Annotated in this window: 13 protein-coding genes; 7 read left to right on the top strand and 6 right to left on the bottom strand. The window is 63.1% G+C overall.

All coding sequences use genetic code 11. The features are described 5' to 3' along the window. Positions 1–58: 58 nt before the first annotated feature. Entirely contained in the window at positions 59–1,630 is a 1,572-nt protein-coding gene (locus PLH32_07370; protein HQJ64417.1) for a glycerol-3-phosphate dehydrogenase/oxidase, read from the top strand. Position 1,631: 1 nt separating this feature from the next. Here PLH32_07370 and thrC read toward each other — a convergent pair whose 3' ends face one another. Genes thrC through PLH32_07355 form a run of 3 tightly spaced genes read right to left on the bottom strand, consistent with a single transcriptional unit; the run spans position 1,632 to position 5,358 of the window. Then, complete coding sequence (thrC, locus tag PLH32_07365) at positions 1,632–2,939, bottom strand: threonine synthase (GenBank protein ID HQJ64416.1); 1,308 nt, start codon at positions 2,937–2,939, stop codon at positions 1,632–1,634. After that, complete coding sequence (locus PLH32_07360; protein HQJ64415.1) at positions 2,936–3,889, bottom strand: homoserine kinase; 954 nt, start codon at positions 3,887–3,889, stop codon at positions 2,936–2,938. The genes thrC and PLH32_07360 overlap by 4 nt, the downstream gene beginning before the upstream one ends. Next, on the bottom strand, positions 3,889–5,358 hold the full coding sequence (locus tag PLH32_07355) for an aspartate kinase (protein ID HQJ64414.1): 1,470 nt from the start codon (positions 5,356–5,358) through the stop codon (positions 3,889–3,891). Before PLH32_07355 ends, PLH32_07360 begins: the two co-directional genes overlap by 1 nt. Positions 5,359–5,587: 229 nt before the next feature. Between PLH32_07355 and PLH32_07350 the strand changes: the two genes are divergently transcribed. From PLH32_07350 to PLH32_07335, 4 genes are all read left to right on the top strand, one after another. Further along, entirely contained in the window at positions 5,588–6,808 is a 1,221-nt protein-coding gene (locus PLH32_07350) for a galactokinase family protein (protein HQJ64413.1), read from the top strand. A gap of 73 nt (positions 6,809–6,881) precedes the next feature. Next, positions 6,882–7,616: a nucleotidyltransferase family protein gene (locus tag PLH32_07345; protein ID HQJ64412.1), complete on the top strand. Its 735-nt coding sequence runs from the start codon at positions 6,882–6,884 to the stop codon at positions 7,614–7,616. Between the two features lie 57 nt (positions 7,617–7,673). Continuing rightward, complete coding sequence (locus tag PLH32_07340) at positions 7,674–9,158, top strand: pitrilysin family protein (protein HQJ64411.1); 1,485 nt, start codon at positions 7,674–7,676, stop codon at positions 9,156–9,158. Between the two features lie 24 nt (positions 9,159–9,182). Further along, positions 9,183–11,294, top strand: a complete 2,112-nt coding sequence (locus PLH32_07335; protein ID HQJ64410.1) for a pitrilysin family protein — start codon at positions 9,183–9,185, stop codon at positions 11,292–11,294. Between the two features lie 157 nt (positions 11,295–11,451). Here the strand turns inward: PLH32_07335 and PLH32_07330 are convergent, their stop codons facing one another. The 3 genes from PLH32_07330 to PLH32_07320 all read right to left on the bottom strand — a co-directional run bounded on the left by PLH32_07330 (position 11,452) and on the right by PLH32_07320 (position 15,176). Then, the gene (locus PLH32_07330; protein ID HQJ64409.1) at positions 11,452–12,327 is read right to left on the bottom strand and encodes a DUF3078 domain-containing protein; all 876 of its coding nucleotides are present in this window, start codon (positions 12,325–12,327) and stop codon (positions 11,452–11,454) included. A gap of 132 nt (positions 12,328–12,459) precedes the next feature. Further along, complete coding sequence (locus PLH32_07325; GenBank protein ID HQJ64408.1) at positions 12,460–13,845, bottom strand: pitrilysin family protein; 1,386 nt, start codon at positions 13,843–13,845, stop codon at positions 12,460–12,462. Then, the gene (locus PLH32_07320; protein ID HQJ64407.1) at positions 13,842–15,176 is read right to left on the bottom strand and encodes a pitrilysin family protein; all 1,335 of its coding nucleotides are present in this window, start codon (positions 15,174–15,176) and stop codon (positions 13,842–13,844) included. The genes PLH32_07325 and PLH32_07320 overlap by 4 nt, the downstream gene beginning before the upstream one ends. Positions 15,177–15,392: 216 nt before the next feature. Between PLH32_07320 and PLH32_07315 the strand changes: the two genes are divergently transcribed. Together PLH32_07315 and rlmB are read left to right on the top strand one after the other, a co-directional pair. After that, positions 15,393–17,561 carry a CHASE2 domain-containing protein gene (locus tag PLH32_07315; protein HQJ64406.1) on the top strand — a complete coding sequence of 723 codons (2,169 nt, stop codon included), beginning with the start codon at positions 15,393–15,395 and terminating at the stop codon, positions 17,559–17,561. Between the two features lie 67 nt (positions 17,562–17,628). Further along, complete coding sequence (gene rlmB, locus PLH32_07310; GenBank protein HQJ64405.1) at positions 17,629–18,363, top strand: 23S rRNA (guanosine(2251)-2'-O)-methyltransferase RlmB; 735 nt, start codon at positions 17,629–17,631, stop codon at positions 18,361–18,363. The last annotated feature ends 87 nt before the right edge of the window (positions 18,364–18,450 follow it).

Raw genomic sequence — 18,450 nt, 5'->3', positions numbered from 1 at the left:
CTATGAGGCGGCGGCCAGACGGAGAGAACGAGAAGGCGTCCAAAGTCAGGAAAAGTGCATGAACAGAGACCGATTTCTGCAGAATCTGACATCCGAGCCCGGTAAAATCTGGGATGTGATCATCATCGGCGGCGGGGCGACCGGTCTCGGCTGCGCGGTCGATGCCGCCAGCCGCGGCTTCACGACCTTGCTGGTCGAGCAGGCCGATTTCGCCAAGGGCACCACCAGCCGCAGCACCAAGCTCGTCCACGGGGGGGTGCGCTACCTCGCCCAGGGCGACCTCTCGCTGGTCTTCGAGGCCTTGCACGAGCGCGGACTGATGATGCAGAACGCCCCCCACCTGGTCCGCAACCAGCCGTTCATCATCCCGCTCTATGAGTGGTGGGAAGGCCCCTTTTACAATGTCGGCATGAAATTCTACGACATCATGGCCGGCAAGATGGGGCTTGGCCCCTCGCAAAAGATCTCCCGGGAGGAGACCCTGGCCGCCATCCCCAATCTCGACCAAAAGGGGCTGCTCGGCGGCGTGATCTATTACGACGGCCAGTTCGACGATGCCCGTCTGGCGGTCAATCTCGCCCAGACCGCCGTTGACAACGGCGCGACCTGCCTCAACTACCTCCGGGCCACCGGGCTGACCCGGGATCCGGACGGGCTGCTGGACGGGGTCAACCTGCTCGACGTGGAGAGCGGGAAATCCTTTCACGCCTCGGGCCGGGCGATCATCAATGCGGCGGGGATCTTCGTCGGCGAGATCCAGGCCATGGCTGAAAAGGAGGCTCACCGCGCCGTCCTGCTCAGCCGCGGCGTCCATATCGTCCTGGACCACTCTTTTCTCCAGGGTGAGGCGGCGATCATGATCCCCCACACCTCGGACGGCCGCGTGCTCTTCGCCGTCCCCTGGCACGACAAGGTGATCGTCGGCACCACCGACACCGAGGTCGAGGAGCCGCTGCTGGAGCCGCGGGCCTCGGCCGAGGAGATCGAGTTCATCCTCAAAACCTGCGAGGCCTATCTCAGCAAGGATCCGCGCCCTTCGGACATCCTCAGCGTCTTCGCCGGACTGCGCCCCCTGGCCGTCCCCGAGGAGAAGAGCGGCCCCACCAAGGATGTCACCCGCAAGCACCAGATCCTCATCTCCCCCTCCGGCCTGATCACCGTGACCGGCGGCAAGTGGACCATCTACCGCAAGATGGCCGAAGATGCCATCGACAAGGCGGTGCAGGTCGGCGGTCTCCCCGAAAAGGCGTGCATCACCAAAACCCTGCCGGTGCACGGCTATCTGCGCAATATGGAGTTCGACGCTCCGCTGAGCTATTACGGATCGGACCGGGGGGTGCTGGAGGAGACGGTGCTGGCGGAGGAGCCGGCCGGTCGTGAGCGGCTCCATCCGGCTTTTCCCTATCTGAAGGGGGAGGTGACCTGGGCGGTGAGGCACGAAATGGCGCGGACGGTGGAGGATTTTCTTGCGCGCCGGGTGCGAGCCCTCTTTCTCGACGCGCGCAGCAGCATCGAGGCGGCCCCGGCGGTCGCGGAGATCATGGCGCGGGAGTTGGGGAGGGATGCTGCCTGGACTCGCGGGCAGGTCGAGGCCTATTCAGCCCTTGCGAGGGGATACCTGGTGGAATAGGTCAAGCGAACGTTTCAAGCAAATAGTTCGAGAGCGCTGCCAACTCCGGCGCCATCGATACCGACTGTTTGGGCAGGGCGAGGCAGCGCACCAGCCGCTCGGGCAGTTCGGGCTCCTCTCCTGTCGCCCGCTTCACTGTTTCAGCGAATTTGCCCGGGTGCGCTGTGGCGAGGATCACCACCTGCGCGTCCCGCCGCGGCTTCTCCTCGATAAAATCCTCTGCGACCGCGCATCCCACCGCGGTGTGGGGATCAACGAGCACGCCGAAGCGGCGGTGCATCTGATTCATGCTCCAGAGGGTCCGCTCATCGTTCACCACTCCGCTTTTCACCACCGTTTTCATCGCCCGCCAGTCCCCCGCGAACAGCTGCTCCATGCGCTCGAAGTTGCCGGGATGGCCGACGTCCATGGCGTTCGACAGGGTGTGCCGCGAGGGGCGCGGCGAAAAGACTCCGCACTTGAGATAATCGGGAACGACATCATTGATGTTGGTGGCGGCGAGAAAGCCGGCCACAGGCATCCCCCAGTGCCAGGCGTAGAGTCCGGCGGTGAGATTGCCGAAATTGCCGCTGGGTACGCAAAACCAGGGTCTCTTTTGACGGAGGGTGGAGTGCTGCGACACCGCATGCAGATAATAGAAACTTTGCGGCAGGAGGCGGCCGATGTTGATCGAATTGGCCGAGGTCAGGCGCAGCGTGGCACGCAGGCGGCGGTCGCGGAAGGCCGCCTTTACCAGGCGCTGGCAGTCGTCGAAGCTGCCTCGGACCTCGAGGGCGTGAACGTTGCCGCCGAGGGTGGTGAGCTGCTGCTCCTGCAAGGCGCTGACGCGTCCCGAGGGATAGAGGAGGATGACGTCGATGTTGGCGCGGTTGTAAAAGGCGTGGGCCACAGCGCTGCCGGTGTCGCCCGAGGTGGCGACCAGGATCTGACAGCGCTCCCCCGCGAGCAGTTCCTCGATGCAGGCGGCGAGGAAATTGGCGCCGAAATCCTTGAAGGCGCAGGTGGGGCCGTGAAAGAGTTCGAGGAGGAGCATACGGCCGTCAAGGCGCACCAGGCGCGGGGCGAAGAAAAAGGCGCGGCGCGCGATACGCTGCGCCGCCGCCGCATCGATCTCCGGGGCGAACAGGGCCGCGCTGACCGCGGCGGCCAGATCGCCAAAAGTGACACTCTCGTCCAATCCGGCGATGAGGGTGGAGAGATCGGGATGATCGACGGGAAGGTAAAGTCCGCCGTCGGGGGCGAGACCTGAAAAAAGGGCCTCCCGGAAGCTGACCGGATCGTGCGGATGCAGGCGGCTGGCGAATTTCATGCCGCGCCCCCGTTTCCCGGGATCTCCAGGAGCTTCGGCCCCGCGGTGTTAACCTTCGAGATATAGAGATCGGAGGCCAGGCCGGCCTGCCGGAAAGCGGCGGTCATGGCGGCGCCGGCCGAAGCACAAGCCGCCAGATCGGCGCAGAGCGCAAAGACCGAGGGGCCCGACCCCGAGATCGAACAGCCCAGGGCGCCGGCGGCGAGCGCGGCCGCCTTGACCGCGTCGAAGCCGGGGATGAGCACCGAGCGCACCGGCTCGGCGACTACATCCTGAAGGGAACGGCCGAGCAGTTCGAGATCGCCGCGGTAGAGCGCGGCAACCAGGGCGGCGAGATTGCCCCACTGGCGGATGGCCACAGCGAGCTGGATCTCCTTGCGCAGGATGCGGCGGGCATCCTCGGTGCGCACCTCGGTGTGGGGATGGACGACGGCGCAGGCCAGCCCCGGCGGCACCGGCAGCTGGATGATATCAAGGGGTTCGGTGCTGCGCACTAGGACGAATCCGCCCAGCAGCGCCGGCGCGACATTGTCGGCATGGGCCGATCCGCAGGCGGCCTTTTCGGAGAGCAGGGTGAAGGGTAACAGCTGCTCTTTGCCGAGGGGGCTGCCGGCGAGGAGGTTGGCGCCGGTCACCGCGGCGACGGCGCTGGCGGCCGAGCTGCCGAGTCCCGAGGCCAGCGGCATGCGCTTCTCCACAACCAGTTCGAGGCCGAAGGGATCGCCGATCGCCGCGAGCAGGGCTCCGGCCGCGACCGCCGCCGTGTTCTTGCCGGAATCGAAGGGGAGACGTCCCTGGTCGCCGTGAATGGCGGTGACGCGCACGCCGGGCAGGCGTGTGCGGGTCAAGGTGACCACGTCGCCGGGCTGTTCGAGGGCGAAACCAAGGACGTCAAATCCGGAGGCGACGTTGGCCACGGTGGCCGGCGCGAAGACGCGGATCTGTTCCATCAGGCCTCTCTCCTGCCGGCGGGTGGCTCCGCCGCCGGGCGGCCGGCCGCTGTTACCGGCGCGGCGAGGAAAGCGGCATGGATGGCGCGCAGGGCCAGGGCGTGGTTCTTTTCCTCGATGACGATGGAGATGTTGCGCTCGGCCGAGCCCTGGGCGATAGCGAGGATGTTGACGCCCGCTTCGCCGAGTGCGGTGAAGAGACGGCCGGCAAGCCCGGGCTTGCCGCGCATCTTTTCGCCGATCACCGAGATGATGAGGAGTTCGTCGATGCGCTCGAGGGCCTGGATGCGGCGGCTGGAGAGTTCCATCGCCAGTTCGGTCTCGAGGGCGGCGAGGGCGCGGGCGGCCTCACCGCTGCGCAGTACCAGCGTGATGGTATGCTCGGAGGAGGCCTGGGAGATCATGATGATGTTGATGCGCTCGCGGGCGAGAGCCGAAAAGACCCGGGCAGCGATGCCGGGGATGCCGATCATGCCGCCGCCCTCGATGTTGACCAGCGAGATGTCCTCGATGGAGGCGATGCCGGTGATGGGGTGGCCGTTCTCCCCATCCCGGCCGTTGCTGCGGCCCTCGAGGTGGTGCGGCGCTCCGATCAAGGTGCCCGGCGCCGCCGGATTGAGGCTGTTCCGGATGCGGATGGGAATGCCCTTCTCCACGGCCGGCAGCATGGTGTAGGGATGCAGCACTCTGGCGCCGAAATAGGAGAGTTCCATCGCCTCCTCGTAGCTGATTTCGGGGATGACGTAGGCGTCGGGGACAAGACGCGGATCGGCGGAGAGGACGCCGTCGACGTCGGTCCAGATCTCGATCACCGCCGCGCCGGCCCCGGCGGCGACGAGCGAGGCGGTATAGTCCGAGCCGTTGCGGCCGAGGGTGGTGGTGACACCGTCGGCGGTGGCGGCGATAAAGCCGGGAAGGACGGCGACGCCCCGGAGGCCCTGCAGGCGGCTTCGGATGCGGGTGTAGGTCTCCGGGAAATCGACGCCCGCCGCGCCGAAAGCGGCATCGGTGCGGATCAGCTCGCGGGCGTCGAGGAGCAGGGGGTCGAGCCCGCGGCTTCGCAGATGGGCTGCGGCGAGGGTGCAGGAGAGGCGCTCGCCGAAGCTCATCACCAGATCGAGGGTGCGCGGCGAGCATTCGCGGATCAGCTCGATGCCGTGGAGTATCTCCTCGAGTTCATTGAGCAGGAAGCTCAGGGGGGCGATCACCGCCGACTGGCCGGGGGCGGCGAAGAGGTGGCGCACGGCGGCGAGGTGGCGGGCGCGGATCTCCTCGAGGGCGCTGCGCCCCCCTTCGGCGCCCTTGACCGCCTGGCGCGCAGCGGCGATGAGCCGGTCGGTCACCCCCTGCATGGCCGAGAAGACGACGGCGATGGAGTCTGCCGCGGCGGCGTCCGCGATAATGGCGGTAGCCGCCGCGATGCGCGGACCGTCGGCCAGCGAGCTGCCGCCGAATTTCAGAATTTTCATACAGCCCCGTTCCGGATGAGGATTTGCTTTAAAGATTGCAATATACTGGATCACGGTCATTATGTCAAGCAAAAACCACCGCGGCTCTCAGCTCCGATCCCGCTCGCGCCCGCGGCTTCTCCCCCCTCGTTCCCACCCGGCTCCGCCGTGGCGATTTTTTCCCTTGAATTGCAGCGGAATATTGCCTAAACTGTAAGAGGCCAGACTCTGCCCAGGGGGCAAAATTCCTATGTCCAACTCTCATAGCCAAAGCGAACGGATCATGCTCAAACACTTCCACTCTCTCTTTCCGGGGACACGCAAATCGGAGATCCGGCACGTCTACAGCCCCTATCGGGTCTGCCCGGTTGGGGCCCATATCGACCATCAGCATGGTCATGTCACCGGTTTTGCGCTCGACCACGGCGTCGATCTCCTCTATGTGCCGACCGAAACGGCTGTCATCAACCTTTTCAGCCGCAATTTTGAGGAGCAGGTGCTCTTTCCCCTCGAGAATGTTCCCCACAAATACAGCCATTGGGGCCGCTACGTCCAGGCGGCCATCTACGCCCTTTCCAAACAGCACAAGTTGAAGGTGGGCATTCAGGGGCTCATCTCAGGTTCTCTGCCGGTGGGCGGCCTCTCTTCCTCAGCCGCGGTGCTGCTCTGCTATATCATGGCCCTCGCCGACGTCAACGGAATCGATGTCGGTGAACTCGAGCTCATCCAGCTGGCTTTCGAGGCGGAGCGCGAGTACATCGGCCTCAACCTCGGCAAACTCGATCAAAGCTGCGAGGTGCTTTGCCGCAAGGATCACCTGCTCTACCTCGACACCAAGGATGAATCCTACCGTCTGATCCCGCCCGGTCCGCAAATGCCGCCATTCGATATTCTTATTTTTTTCAGTGGCTTAACCAGAACCCTCATGCAGACCGGCTACAACACCCGCACGGACGAGTGCAAGGTGGCGGCCTTTGATCTCCTCGCGTACGAGGGGCTGCCCTATGGCCTGCTTGCGGAAACGCGCCTGCGGGATGTCGATCAGGCCATCTTTGAGAAGTGGAAGGACAAGCTGCCGGCGCCGCTGGCCCGGCGCGCTTCGCATTACATGTCCGAGTTCGCCCGCGTCGACGAGGCCGTGGCGGCCTATCAGGCCGGCGATATCGTCCACTTCGGCCAGGTGATGTTCGCCTCGGGGCTGAGTTCGATCCAGCAGTGGGAATCGGGCTGCCCGGAGATGATCGCCCTCTACGAGATCATGCGCGATACGCCGGGCATCTACGGCGGCCGCTTCAGCGGCGCCGGCTTCAAGGGGTGCTGCGTGGCGATCGCGGATCCGGCCCGGCGCGAAGAGATCATGCGCTCGGTCGGCGCTCGCTACCTGGACAAGTTCCCGCGGCTGGAGGGAGAGTACTCAGCCCATGTCTGCAAGACCGCCGACGGGGCCGGCCACGTCGGGGCGCCGGCATGAGCCACAGCAGCGGGCAGCCGGCGCGCACGGCGCCGGGTGGGCGCGAGAAGGTTGGGAGAAGAGAGGAGGTGCGATGAATGGCCTGATCCTCGCGGCGGGCTATGCGACGCGCCTCTACCCGCTGACCCGAAACTTCCCCAAACCATTGCTGCCGGTCGGCGGCCGCGCCATCCTCGACCGCCTCCTGGAAGACCTCGAGGCCATCCCGGCCGTCCGCCGCCATATCGTCGTTACCAACGCCACCTTCTTCCCCCACTTTGAGCAGTGGAAAAGGCGGAGCCGCTATGCGAAAGAGCTCGTCCTGGTCAACGATGGCACCACCTCAAACGAGAACCGCTTCGGCGCGGTCCGCGACCTCCTCCATGTTATCGAGACCCTGCAATTGAATGAGGATCTGCTGGTGCTCGCCGGAGACAACGTCGTCGATTTTTCCTTCCGCGGTCTGGTGGACTACGCCGAGACTAAAGCAACGAGCTGCATCACCTGCCATCACGAGCCCTCACGGGCTGCACTGCAAAAGACCGGGGTACTGATCGCGGATGCGGATTTCCGCGTCGAGGCGATCCAGGAGAAACCGCAGCATCCGGCCTCGCACTGGGCCGTTCCGCCCTTCTATCTCTACCGCGCGAGCGATCTCGGACTCATCCGCAACGCGCTCGCGGAGGGTTGCGGCTCCGATGCCCCGGGCAACCTCGCGGCCTGGCTCTGCCGCCGCACCCCGATGCACGCCTGGGTGCTGCCCGGCCGGCGTTATGACATCGGCGATCTCGACTCCTACGAAGCGGTGAACAAGCTTTTTTCGGCCTGACCTCCGGAGCCGGAGGAGATCGCCTGACAGGATATGAATTAACCAAGGAGGAGAACCATGCGAAAAACTATCCTGCTGCTGCTCTTCGCCGCCGCCGGTTTGCAGGCCCAGGGCTATCTTGACCTCCAGAACCGGGTGGTCAAACACACGCTCGACAACGGCCTGCGGATCCTGATCCTCGAACGCCACGACGCTCCGGTGGTCTCGTTTGTCACCTATGCCGATGTCGGCGCGGTCAATGAGCGGATCGGCATCACCGGCATCTCCCACGTCTTCGAGCACATGGCCTTCAAGGGCACCCGCACCATCGGCACGAAGGATATCGACGCTGAGTTCAAAGCGATGGCCCGGGAGGATGAGACCTTTTACGCCTGGCGTGACGAGTATGCCAAAGGGGCGCTCGCCGATTCCGCCAGGCTGCAGCAGCTCGCCGCAGACCACAAGGCGGCCATCGAAGAGGCCAAGAAATACGTCGTCACCAACGAGCTGGGCCAGGCCGTCGAGATGGCCGGCGGCACCGGCCTGAATGCCTTTACCAGCTACGACCAGACCGTCTACTTTTACAACCTTCCTTCCAACAAGGTGGAACTGTGGATGTCGCTCGAATCGGACCGTTTTCTCAACCCGGTCCTGCGCGAATTCTACACTGAGAAGCAGGTGATCCAGGAGGAGCGGCGGCTCGGGGTTGAAAGCCAGCCGATCGGCAAACTGCTGGAGGAGTTTTTCGCCGCAGCTTACAAGGCGCATCCCTATGGCGGGCCGGTGGTGGGTCACATGTCCGATCTCAGGACCTTCAGCCGTCAGGATGCGATCGAATATTTCAAGGCCCATTATAATCCGGCCAATCTGGTAGTGGCTATCGTCGGCGATGTCAGAGCCCCCGAGGTGATCAAAATGGCCGAGACCTACTGGGGCCGTCTGCCCAAGGGCGCCGCACCGACTCCGGTCTTCACCGAAGAGCCGGCACAGCTCGGGCAGAAGCGCATCGAGGTGGAGGATGCGATGCAGCCGATCATCATCCTCGGCTATCACCGCCCCAGTATCTATTCAAAAGATGCAGCAGTGCTGGATGCGATCAGCGACATCCTTGGCAGCGGCCGCACCTGCCGCCTTTATAAGAGCCTCGTAAAGGAGAAAAAAATCGCCGTCCAGGTTTTGGCCGTCTCGGGGATCGCCGACAAGTATCCCAATCTCTATATCTTTCTGGCGGTGCCGGCGCAGGGCCACACCAACGCCGAGTGCGAATCGGCCATCCTGGCGGAGATCGAAAAGCTAAAAAAGGAGCCGCTGACAGCCGAAGAGCTGACCGCAGTCAAGACCCGCGCCAAGGCGGGCTTCCTCGAGGGGCTCAATTCCAACAGCGGTCTGGCGCAGCAGCTGGCCGAAGCCGAGATCCGCTTCCAGGACTATCATGAGATGTTCACGCGCGTCGCCAAGATCGAAGCCATCCAGGCCGCCGACATCCAGCGCGTGGCCGCCGCCATCTTTACCAAACGCAATTGCACCGCGGCGGAGATCGTTCCCCCGGCTAAAGCCAATTAAAGAAAGGGCACAGGAATGAAAAACATGATCAGAATGGTCCCGGGGCTGATCCTTTTCGCCCTGATCTTCAGCCTGGCCCCGCTCTCCTCCGGCCAGACCTATTACAAAAATCTGCAATACGGCAAGCTCAATGATGTCACCATCCCGCAGCCCAAAGAGGTGACCCTTAATAACGGCCTTCGTCTCTTCCTGCTCGAAGACCACGAACTGCCCTTCATCAAGATGGAAGCGCGCTTCGTGGCCGGATCGGCTTGGGAGCCGGCGGAGAAAGCCGGACTGGCCGGGATCACCGGCATGGTGATGCGCACCGGCGGCAGCCAGAGCATGCCGGGCGACCAGGTGGATGAGCAGTTGGAAAAGATCGCCGCTTCAGTGGAAACCGGCATCGGCCTCCTCGAAGGAAGCGCCGGCCTCTCCACCCTTAAGGAGCATTTCGACAAGGTGCTGGCCATCTATGCCGATATCCTCCGCCATCCCGCCTTTCCACCCGAAAAGATCGAACTGGCCAGGATCGAGTACAAGAGCGGCATCTCCCGGCGCAACGATGATGTCAACCAGATCGCCCGGCGCGAGTACACCCAGCTCATCTACGGAGCCGATTCGCCCTACGCCCGCGATGAGGAGTATGCCACCATCGACGCCATCACCCGCGATGACCTCATCGCCTTCCATCAGCGCTACGTCCAGCCCAAAGGCATGGTGATGGCGGTTTGGGGGGATTTCAAGACCGCCGAGATGCTCAGCAAGCTGCGCCGCACCTTCGAGGCCTGGCCTGCGGGCACCTCGCCCTTGCCCAAGGCACCCAAGGTGGAGTATGCCTTCAAACAGACGGTCAATCTCGTCGCAAAAACCGATGTCAACCAGAGCAATATCTGGCTCGGACATATCGGCGGGCTCAAGAACACCCCGGACGAAGCGGCGCTGGTGATGATGAATGAGATCCTCAGCGGCGGCTTTTCCAGCCGGCTCTTCAACCGCCTGCGCGCCACTGAAGGGCTGGCCTACCATGTCTCCGGAGCGTATGGCACTAATGTACTTTATCCCGGCATGTTCTACATGCTGCTGCAGACCAAATCGAGCCGCACGGTCGAAGCGATCCACTCCATGCTGCGCGAAATGAAGCTGATGGCTACCACGCCGGTGACCGAGGAGGAACTGCGCTATGCCCGCGAGAGCTGGCTCAACTCCTATGTTTTCAATTTCGATAGCAAGGATGAGATTATCCGCCGCATGGCTGGATATGCCTTCACCGGCTTGCCGCTGGATTACCTGCAGCGGCTGCGTCAGCAGATCGAAAAAGTGACGGTGGCGGATGTGCAGCAGGTTGCGCAGAAATATCTCCATCCGGAGGAGGTGCAGATTCTGGTAGTCGGCAATCCGTCCGAATTCGGCGAGCCGCTGAACTCGCTCGGAACTGTGAACGAGATCGACATCGCCATCCCGGTGCCGGGAGGCGCCGCCATGCCCGAGGCCACCGCCGAGACCAGGGAGCGGGGCAAGACGGCGGTCCTCTCGATGCTGGAGGCCATGGGCGGCGTTGACAAGCTCGCCGCGGTTACAAGCGCCGAATACACCGCAAAACTGGTGCAGTCTTCGCCGATGGGCGAAATGACCATGAACGCCAGAATCATGGTGGTCTTTCCGGACAAAAGCTGCAGCGTGATGAAGCTGCCGCAAGGGGAAATCAAGATGATCCTCAACGGGGAGAAGGGGTTGCTGGTGGCGCCGCAGGGGAGCATGCCGGCTCCTGAACCGGTGAAACAGAACATGATCGAGAACCTCTTCCGCGACCCCTTCATGCTCGCCCGCCAGCTCGGCGCGCTCGAGGTCCAGTGGGTGGGCGAGCCGGGCTATCTGGGCAAGCCGGCGCAGGAGGTGATCGTCGCCAAAGGCAAGCTCAGTTATCATCTCTTCATCGATGCGGCGACGCACCTGCCGCTGGCCATCCAGTATACGACGCTGAGCCAGCAGGGCCCGACCGAGGTGGAGGAGCGCTATGAGGAATATCGCCCGGTGAATGGCATTCAGGTGGCCTGGAAGACCCTGGGATTCGAGAAGGGGCAAAAGGTCTCGGAGACCCTTTTGGAGACAGCGGTGCTGGACGGCCCGGTGGATCTCACCGTTTTCGAGAAATGAGGCGGAAATGCGGTTCAGGCCCGCGTACACCGATTTCCGGGTGGGCGCGAACTCAAAAGCCCTGTGCGGTTGCACAGGGCTTTTTAATTGAGGCGGGCGCGAGGGCCCGCCGGGTGGGAACCAGAGTGTGGGGCGCCGGAAAGGGCCGGCTCAGCCGCTAAAAAAAGGTATAGTTCAACCCCAGCGAGACCGCCTGCTTGACCTGAGCGCGTGGCGAGACCCGCGGTTCGTTGATCGTCAGCACGTTGAACATCGCCGTGACATACTTGCTGACCTTGGCGGCCAGCGCGGTATTGGTCCGCAGCATTGGGTGACTGAAATCCGTGAACCCCGTAAAGCTCTCGATCAGAGAGGTGAGCAGGAGGTTCTGCGAAAGCTTCCAGTCCACATTGACCGCCGACTCGGCGCCGCCCTGGACCACCGATTTCTCGAGCTTGTCTTTCGTCTTCTTGTCATCGGTATAGATCGCGGCGTAATTGCTGGCCAGGGTCTCGCGCAAGCCGGCGCCGAGACGGATCTTGACCTGCGGCAGGGTCTGCCAGCCGATGCCGACCGTCTGCGTCAGGTAGGCCGGATCAAAGCTGCGTGAAACCTGGGTGCGCACATCCTTGGCGTCGTAGCTATAGCCCGGGGCGAACTGGGTCTTGAAGGTCGCCGCTACATAGGGATTGACGAACAAGTTGTATTTACGGGTGTAGATACTCTGCACCTCGAAGCGGTCATCGGTCTTGCGGGTGCTCTTGGAACCGAGCTTGGTATTGCCGAACCCAAGAATATAGGAGGTGCTCCAGTTGTTCTTCCCCGCCTCCAAGGCCGACTTGCCGTCGAGCAGCAGATTCCAGGCGATAGCATCCTCACCGCCCTGCTTCCAGTCGGTGAAAGAGACCTGGTTGCCGAGCAAGGAGCCGACCAGCTTGTGCGTCCAGGGGGGCGCCGGCTTGGCGGTATCCGCCGCCGCGGCACCCGCCGGGGCGGTCTCCTGCGCCCAGGCGGACAGGGAAAAGAAGAGCATCATACAGATCAACTTTTTCATAATGGCCTCCATGGTTTCCAAAACAGGCGGTACAGGGTGCGTCAAGCACTTTTAGTGGCGCGGAGATCAGAGTATGCAGTGGACCCGGACCCTTCCTCTCTCCGTGGCACTGCGCCTCAGTGTGAGGCCCAATCAGAATCCCGCCTCCTCGATGGAGCGCACCTCGAATGAGGCGAATTTCTCAAGTTGGGCGCGGATCTCCGCAGCCTTGCCAACCACAACCAGGACGACCGGATCGGCGGGCATCAGCGTTTGCGCCATCTCCCTGGACTGGTCGGGCTGCACTGTCGCGATCGACTGCAGGAAGCGGGTGTAATAGTCGCTGCCAAGTCCGTAGAAGTGCAGGTCGGTGTAGGCCTGCGCCTTGGCCATCTGGCTTTCGAGGCTGGGCGGAAACTGACCAAGGATGTAGTTGCGGCCGCTGGTGATCTCTTCGTCGCTGAATCCCTCCTGCCGCGCCTTGTTGATGAGGTCGAAGGTCACCTGCAACATCTCGCCGATTTTTTCGTTGCGCGTATACGAACTGATGGAATAGAGGCCGAGATGATTCCAGGACTGGAGGGTGGCGCGGGCGCCGTAGGTGAGGCCGCGTTTGACCCGCAGCTCGGTGACCAGCCAGGAGGTGAAGCGCCCGCCGAAGAGGGTGTTCATCACCGTCGCGGCGGGAATCCGGGGATCGCCCATCGGCAGGCCGGGGGCGCCCAGCATGAAATAGGCCTGGGTGGCATCGGGTTTGTCGATGAGCAGGTACCGGCTCTGACCGCGCGGAGGAAGCGCAGGCAGGCTGGCCGCTGCAGTGGCGCCCGAGGCGGCCTTCCAGCCGCCGAAATGCTTTCTCACGAGGGCTTTGAGGTCCTCGAGCCGGATGTCACCCACCACCGCCATCACCGCCATATTGGGGTGATAATGGGCGCGGTAAAAGGCGGCGGGCGCTTCCGGGGTCATGGCAGCCAGAGCGCTCTCGTTGCCGATGCTCAGCCGTCCGAGGGGATGCGCCCCGAACCAGGCTTTCTGGAAGTAATACCGGACCGCCTCCTGGGGATTATCCTTGATGGCTACCAGGTCATCGATGCGCCGGCCCTGCTCCAACTTGAACTCGCTGGCGGCGAAGGCCGGCTGCAGGAGGCACTCGCCCGCCAGCGCCATCAGCGTGGGCAGATTTCCACTCAGGGCGCTGCCGCTCATCTCGGCGTACTCGGCGCGGGCGCGGGTATCCAGTTCGGCGCCGATGAAGTCGATCGCCTCGGCAAGCTCGGCTGCGGATTTGCTCCTGGTTCCCTTCAGCAGCAGCTCGGCGGTCAGATCCGCCAACCCCTCCTGCTCCGCACTCACAGCGCAGTTGCCTGCGCCCGAAATGATCAGGCGGAAGCTGACCAGCGGCAGATCGTGCTGGGCCAGGTGATAGACGGTGAGGCCGTTGGCGAGGGTGAATTTTTGCGGCTTGGGCAGTTCGAAGGCCCCCGCCTGCAGCGCCAGGGCGGCGACCATCAGTCCGGTCAGAATCAACGTCGGTTTCATTCAGCACCTCCCTGTTCCGGAACCAGTACCCCGGTGGTCTTCTTCAAGGGTCCAAGCCACCTTTTCGCCGCGTTCTGGACCTGAGCGACGGTCACCGTATCGAAGCGCTCGGGCCAGGAGAAAAGCTGTTCCCAACCGCCGAAGAGCAGCTCGGCCGTACCGAGGATATTAGCCTTGCCGCTGATACTCTGCTGTGGACGGTAAAAATCGGTGCGGATGGTGTTGCGCGCCTTGGTCAGTTCCGCCTCGCTGATCCCCGCGGCGGCAATCTTCGCGATCTCGGCATCAATGGCCGCCTCGATCGTGTCGAGATCGGCCTCCTGGCGCGGATCGACATAGATACTGAAAAGCAGAGGATCGACGCTCTCCTGCATACCGCCGTGAACATCGATTGCGAGCTGACGGTCGCTCACCAGGCTGCGGTAGAGGCGGCTGCTCTCGCCGTGCAGCAGGGTGATTTCCAGAATGCGCATCGCCGGAAACGCCTCATCGAGGCAGGCCGGTGCATGCCAGGACATCTGGAAGTTGGGCGACTGGGCCTGCTTGTGCAGCGTCACCCGGCGCGCACCGATTTGTTCCGGCTCGGTCGTGGTCACCGCCGCCGGAGCGGGACTGGCCGGGATCTTATCGTAGTACTTTTTGATCATCGGCAGGATCTCGGCCGTCCTGAAATCGCCGACCACCACCAGCACCGCATTGTTGGGGGCGTAATAGGTGCGATAATAAGCAATGATCTCGTCACGGCGCCAGTTCTGGATATCGCTCATCCAGCCGATCACCGACCAGTGGTAGGGATGGGCCATAATGGCGGTGGCGCGGACGGTCTCATCGAGCAGGCTGGCATTGTCATTTTCGACGCCCATGCGGCGCTCGGAGGCGACCACGCCGCGTTCTGATTCGAGCACCTCGGGATCGAAGGTGAGGCCTTGCATGCGGTCGGCCTCGATGGCCATCATCTTCTCGAGGGCCGCGGCGGGAAACCAGTCGGTATAGGCGGTCAGGTCATCGCTGGTGTAGGCATTGTTGGAGCCGCCGTTGAACTCCATGATCTTGTCGAGCTGACCCGGACCGGTCTGGGCTGTGCCGTTGAACATCATGTGCTCGATGAAATGGGAGACGCCGGTCAGCCCCGGCCGCTCGTTGCGCGAGCCGACGCGGAAAAAGGTGAAATAGGCGATATTGGGAATGGCGTGATCCTCAAAGAGGAGGATCTTGAGGCCATTGTCGAGTTTGGCGCTGGTGATGTTCTCCCGGCTGAAGGTCGCCGCCAGACTGACAGTCGAGCCGAGCAGGAAGAAGAGGCCAAAGAGGGGGAGCAGTTTGAGGTGCATGGTGGTTCTCCTCTGATTTGTGATATCAAAGTATTCATTTCCAAAAACTTTAGCAAGGAAATTTCTTGGTGGGGGTCGGCGCAAGATGGCGCTGCAGCCGCGATGGCTGGCTGCCCGGATGGGCGCGAGGCGTCGCCTGCTTGGCCCTTGCATCTTTTCGCCAGGATGTCTATATTGTCGGTACCATATAGGGATCGTTGACCAGGAGGCCCTCGCATGCACAGCTCACTCTTGCGCCGCTCGCTCGCCGGCGGTGCCCTCGGACTTCTCGCCGCCCTGCTGGTGCTGCTGCTCACGTATGCCGTCGAGCCCCGGCTCTTCGACGCCTTCGAGGCCAAGTCCCTCGACTGGCGTTACCTCGGCCGCCTCAAGACCCTCTGGGAGCGGCGCCAGGGCGCGACCATCGAGGATATCATCGTCGTCGACATCGACGACCGCAGCCTCGAAAAACTGGGCCGCTTCGATCAGTGGCCGCGCGACTACCATGCCCGCCTCATCGATTATATCGCCGGTGGCGGCGCCCGCGCCATCGGCTTTGACGTCCTCTTCATGGAACCCGACCGTGACGCGGCGATGGACTCCGCCCTGGTCGCCGCCACCGCTCGCGCCGGCATGGTCTATCACGCCATGGCCTTCTCCAGCGCCAATCCCGACGCCTTTCTCTACCCTATGAAAGAACCGCCCGCGGGACTCGAGGCCGGGCGCCTCGCGCTGCAGCTCCATGCCGGCACCCTGCCCGGCATCCGCAGCGCCGACCGCATGGACGGCCGCCTGGTTCCCCTCTACAACGCCGCCGCCGGCATCGGCTTTGCCAACTTTTCGCCCGATAACGACAGCGTCATCCGCACCATGCCGATGTTCATCGGTTTCGCCGGCCGCCACTATTGCGCCCTCACCTTGGCCATGACCATGGGCATGATGGGAGCGCGACCCGAAGATCTCACGGTGATCCCCGGCAAGGCCATCACCATCGCCCCGGCCGGCAAAGCGGCCATGCGCATCCCCATCGATAAGGCGGGCCGCATGCTCATCAGCTACCAGGGCACCTTCCAGACCTTCCGCTATATCTCTTATTACGACGTGCTGATGCAGCGGGTGCCGCAGGAGACCTTCCAGGACAAGATCATCCTGGTCGGAACCTCGGCGGCGGGGCTCTCGGATATCCGACCGGTCCCTTTCCAGGATTCCTTTCCCGGCGTCGAGGTACACGCCAACGTCCTCTACAACATTCTCCAGCATCAGTATATCGAAAAACAGAGTCTGCTGTATACGGTTCTCACCCTGATCGGGCTGGCCCTGCTGGTCGCTTTCCTCACCGTGCTGCTCAAACCGGTCCTGGGCGGTCTCGCCGGCGCCCTGATCATCACCGGCTACGCCCTGCTCGGCCGCCACTGGTTCGCCGAGCAGGCCTTCTGGCTCGAATTGGTGCGCCCGGTGATGGCCATCGTCATCGCCTATCTCTTCGTCATCCTCTATCGCTTTATTGACGAGGAGCGCAACAAGCGCTTCATCAAGAATATGTTCCAGCACTATATCACCGCCTCGGTGGTCGACGAGCTGCTCAAGCGGCCGGACATGCTCAAGCTCGGGGGCGAGAAACGGATGGCCACCGCCTTTTTCTCGGACATCAAGAATTTCACCACCGTCTCGGAGAACCTCTCGCCCGAAACCCTGGTCGCACAGCTCAACGATTATCTAACCGCGATGACCGAGGTGGTCTTCAAGTATCAGGGCTACCTCGACAAATATGAGGGGGATGCGATTATGGCGGTTTACGGTGTGCCGGTCGAGATGAAAGACCACGCCCGCCGGGCCTGCCTCGCCGCGCTCGAGATGCAGAAGAAACTGGTCGGGCTGCGGCAACGCTGGCGTTCGGAGAACAAACCCGAGTTTCATGTGCGCATGGGCATCAACTCCGGGCCGATGATCGCCGGCAACATCGGCGGCAAGGAGCGCTTCGACTATACCGTGATCGGCGATTCGGTCAACCTCGCCTCCCGCCTCGAAGGGGCCAACAAGGCCTACGGGACCAGCATCATGATCAGCGAGTTCACCAAGGAACTTCTGAACGGGGAATTCCCGCTGCGCGAACTCGACCTGCTGCGCGTCAAGGGCAAGAACCAGCCGGTGCGGGTCTACGAGCTGCTCGGCGGCGCCGCGGCCGAGGTTGACGCCCGTGTCCGGAAGGCGGTGCCGCTCTATGAAGAGGGGCTGGCGCTCTACCGCGCGCAGCAGTGGGACGCGGCGATCGCCGCCTTCGAGCGCGCCCTGGCCGCCCATCCCGAGGACGGGCCGAGTCAGACCTACATCGAACGTTGTGCCTGGTTCAAGGAGAATCCGGTGGGCGCTGAGTGGGACGGGGTTTTCGAGATGAAGACCAAGTAGGGACGCCGCGCCGGCGATGACCGCCCCGACAGAGGCGGAAAACCGATACGTTCCGGAGAAGCATGCAATGTTAGCCTATATCTACGGCCGCAACCCGGTGCTCGAGTGGCTGCGCGCCGGCTACCCCGCCGAGAAGCTGCTCTTCTCGCGCGAATTGAGCGGTGCCGCCCTGCAGGAGATCGAAAAGCTCGCCGCCAGCCGCCGGATTCCATTTGAAACGGTGGCGCGTCCCGAGCTGAGCCGGGCCGCCGGCAGCGACCATCATCAGGGGGTGGCCGCGCGCATCCTTCTTCCCGATTACGTCGAGGTCGACGAGATCCTGGCGCGCGCTGAGCAGCGTAACGAGCCGCCCCTGATTGCCGTCCTCGACTGCATCCAGGACCCGCATAACTTCGGGGCGATCCTGCGCAGCGCTGATGGCGCCGGCGTGCACGGGGTGATTATCCCCAAAGACAACGCCGCCCCGATGACCGCCGCGGTGTTCAAGGCTTCAGCCGGCGCGGCTGCCCACGTCGCCGTCGCCCGCGTCACCAACCTCAGCCGCGTCATGGACGATTTGAAAGAGCGCGGCCTCTGGTTCGCCGGCACCGACGAGGAAGGGGATATACTCTATACCGAGTTGGATCTCAAAGGGCCGGCCGGCCTGGTGCTCGGCAGCGAAGGCAAAGGGCTGCGCCGTTTGGTCCGCGAAGAGTGCGATTTCATTGCCCGCATCCCGCTCAGCGGCAAAGTGAACTCCCTCAATGTCTCGGTGGCGGCCGCGCTGCTCTTTTTCGAGGCCCGCCGCCAGCGTGGATTCTGACATTTTTTCCATACAGGCTTCTCACGGAGGCACAAAGACATCAAGAGAAAAAGTGATTATCCAAGATCGTATTCCTTGTGCCTCTTT

This window comes from bacterium (assembly GCA_035419245.1).
Taxonomy (GTDB): Bacteria; Zhuqueibacterota; Zhuqueibacteria; order Residuimicrobiales; family Residuimicrobiaceae; genus JAKPUX01.
The sequence above is the reverse complement of the archived record's forward strand: the minus strand, read 5'-3'. Positions and strand labels throughout refer to the sequence as shown.

Excerpts from the sequence above, each read along its gene's own strand:
- PLH32_07370 (HQJ64417.1), top strand. The coding sequence starts at position 59 with ATGAACAGAGACCGATTTCTGCAGAATCTGACATCCGAGCCCGGTAAA.
- thrC (HQJ64416.1), bottom strand. The coding sequence starts at position 2,939 with ATGAAATTCGCCAGCCGCCTGCATCCGCACGATCCGGTCAGCTTCCGG.
- PLH32_07360 (HQJ64415.1), bottom strand. The coding sequence starts at position 3,889 with ATGGAACAGATCCGCGTCTTCGCGCCGGCCACCGTGGCCAACGTCGCC.
- PLH32_07355 (HQJ64414.1), bottom strand. The coding sequence starts at position 5,358 with ATGAAAATTCTGAAATTCGGCGGCAGCTCGCTGGCCGACGGTCCGCGC.
- PLH32_07350 (HQJ64413.1), top strand. The coding sequence starts at position 5,588 with ATGTCCAACTCTCATAGCCAAAGCGAACGGATCATGCTCAAACACTTC.
- PLH32_07345 (HQJ64412.1), top strand. The coding sequence starts at position 6,882 with ATGAATGGCCTGATCCTCGCGGCGGGCTATGCGACGCGCCTCTACCCG.
- PLH32_07340 (HQJ64411.1), top strand. The coding sequence starts at position 7,674 with ATGCGAAAAACTATCCTGCTGCTGCTCTTCGCCGCCGCCGGTTTGCAG.
- PLH32_07335 (HQJ64410.1), top strand. The coding sequence starts at position 9,183 with ATGATCAGAATGGTCCCGGGGCTGATCCTTTTCGCCCTGATCTTCAGC.
- PLH32_07330 (HQJ64409.1), bottom strand. The coding sequence starts at position 12,327 with ATGAAAAAGTTGATCTGTATGATGCTCTTCTTTTCCCTGTCCGCCTGG.
- PLH32_07325 (HQJ64408.1), bottom strand. The coding sequence starts at position 13,845 with ATGAAACCGACGTTGATTCTGACCGGACTGATGGTCGCCGCCCTGGCG.
- PLH32_07320 (HQJ64407.1), bottom strand. The coding sequence starts at position 15,176 with ATGCACCTCAAACTGCTCCCCCTCTTTGGCCTCTTCTTCCTGCTCGGC.
- PLH32_07315 (HQJ64406.1), top strand. The coding sequence starts at position 15,393 with ATGCACAGCTCACTCTTGCGCCGCTCGCTCGCCGGCGGTGCCCTCGGA.
- rlmB (HQJ64405.1), top strand. The coding sequence starts at position 17,629 with ATGTTAGCCTATATCTACGGCCGCAACCCGGTGCTCGAGTGGCTGCGC.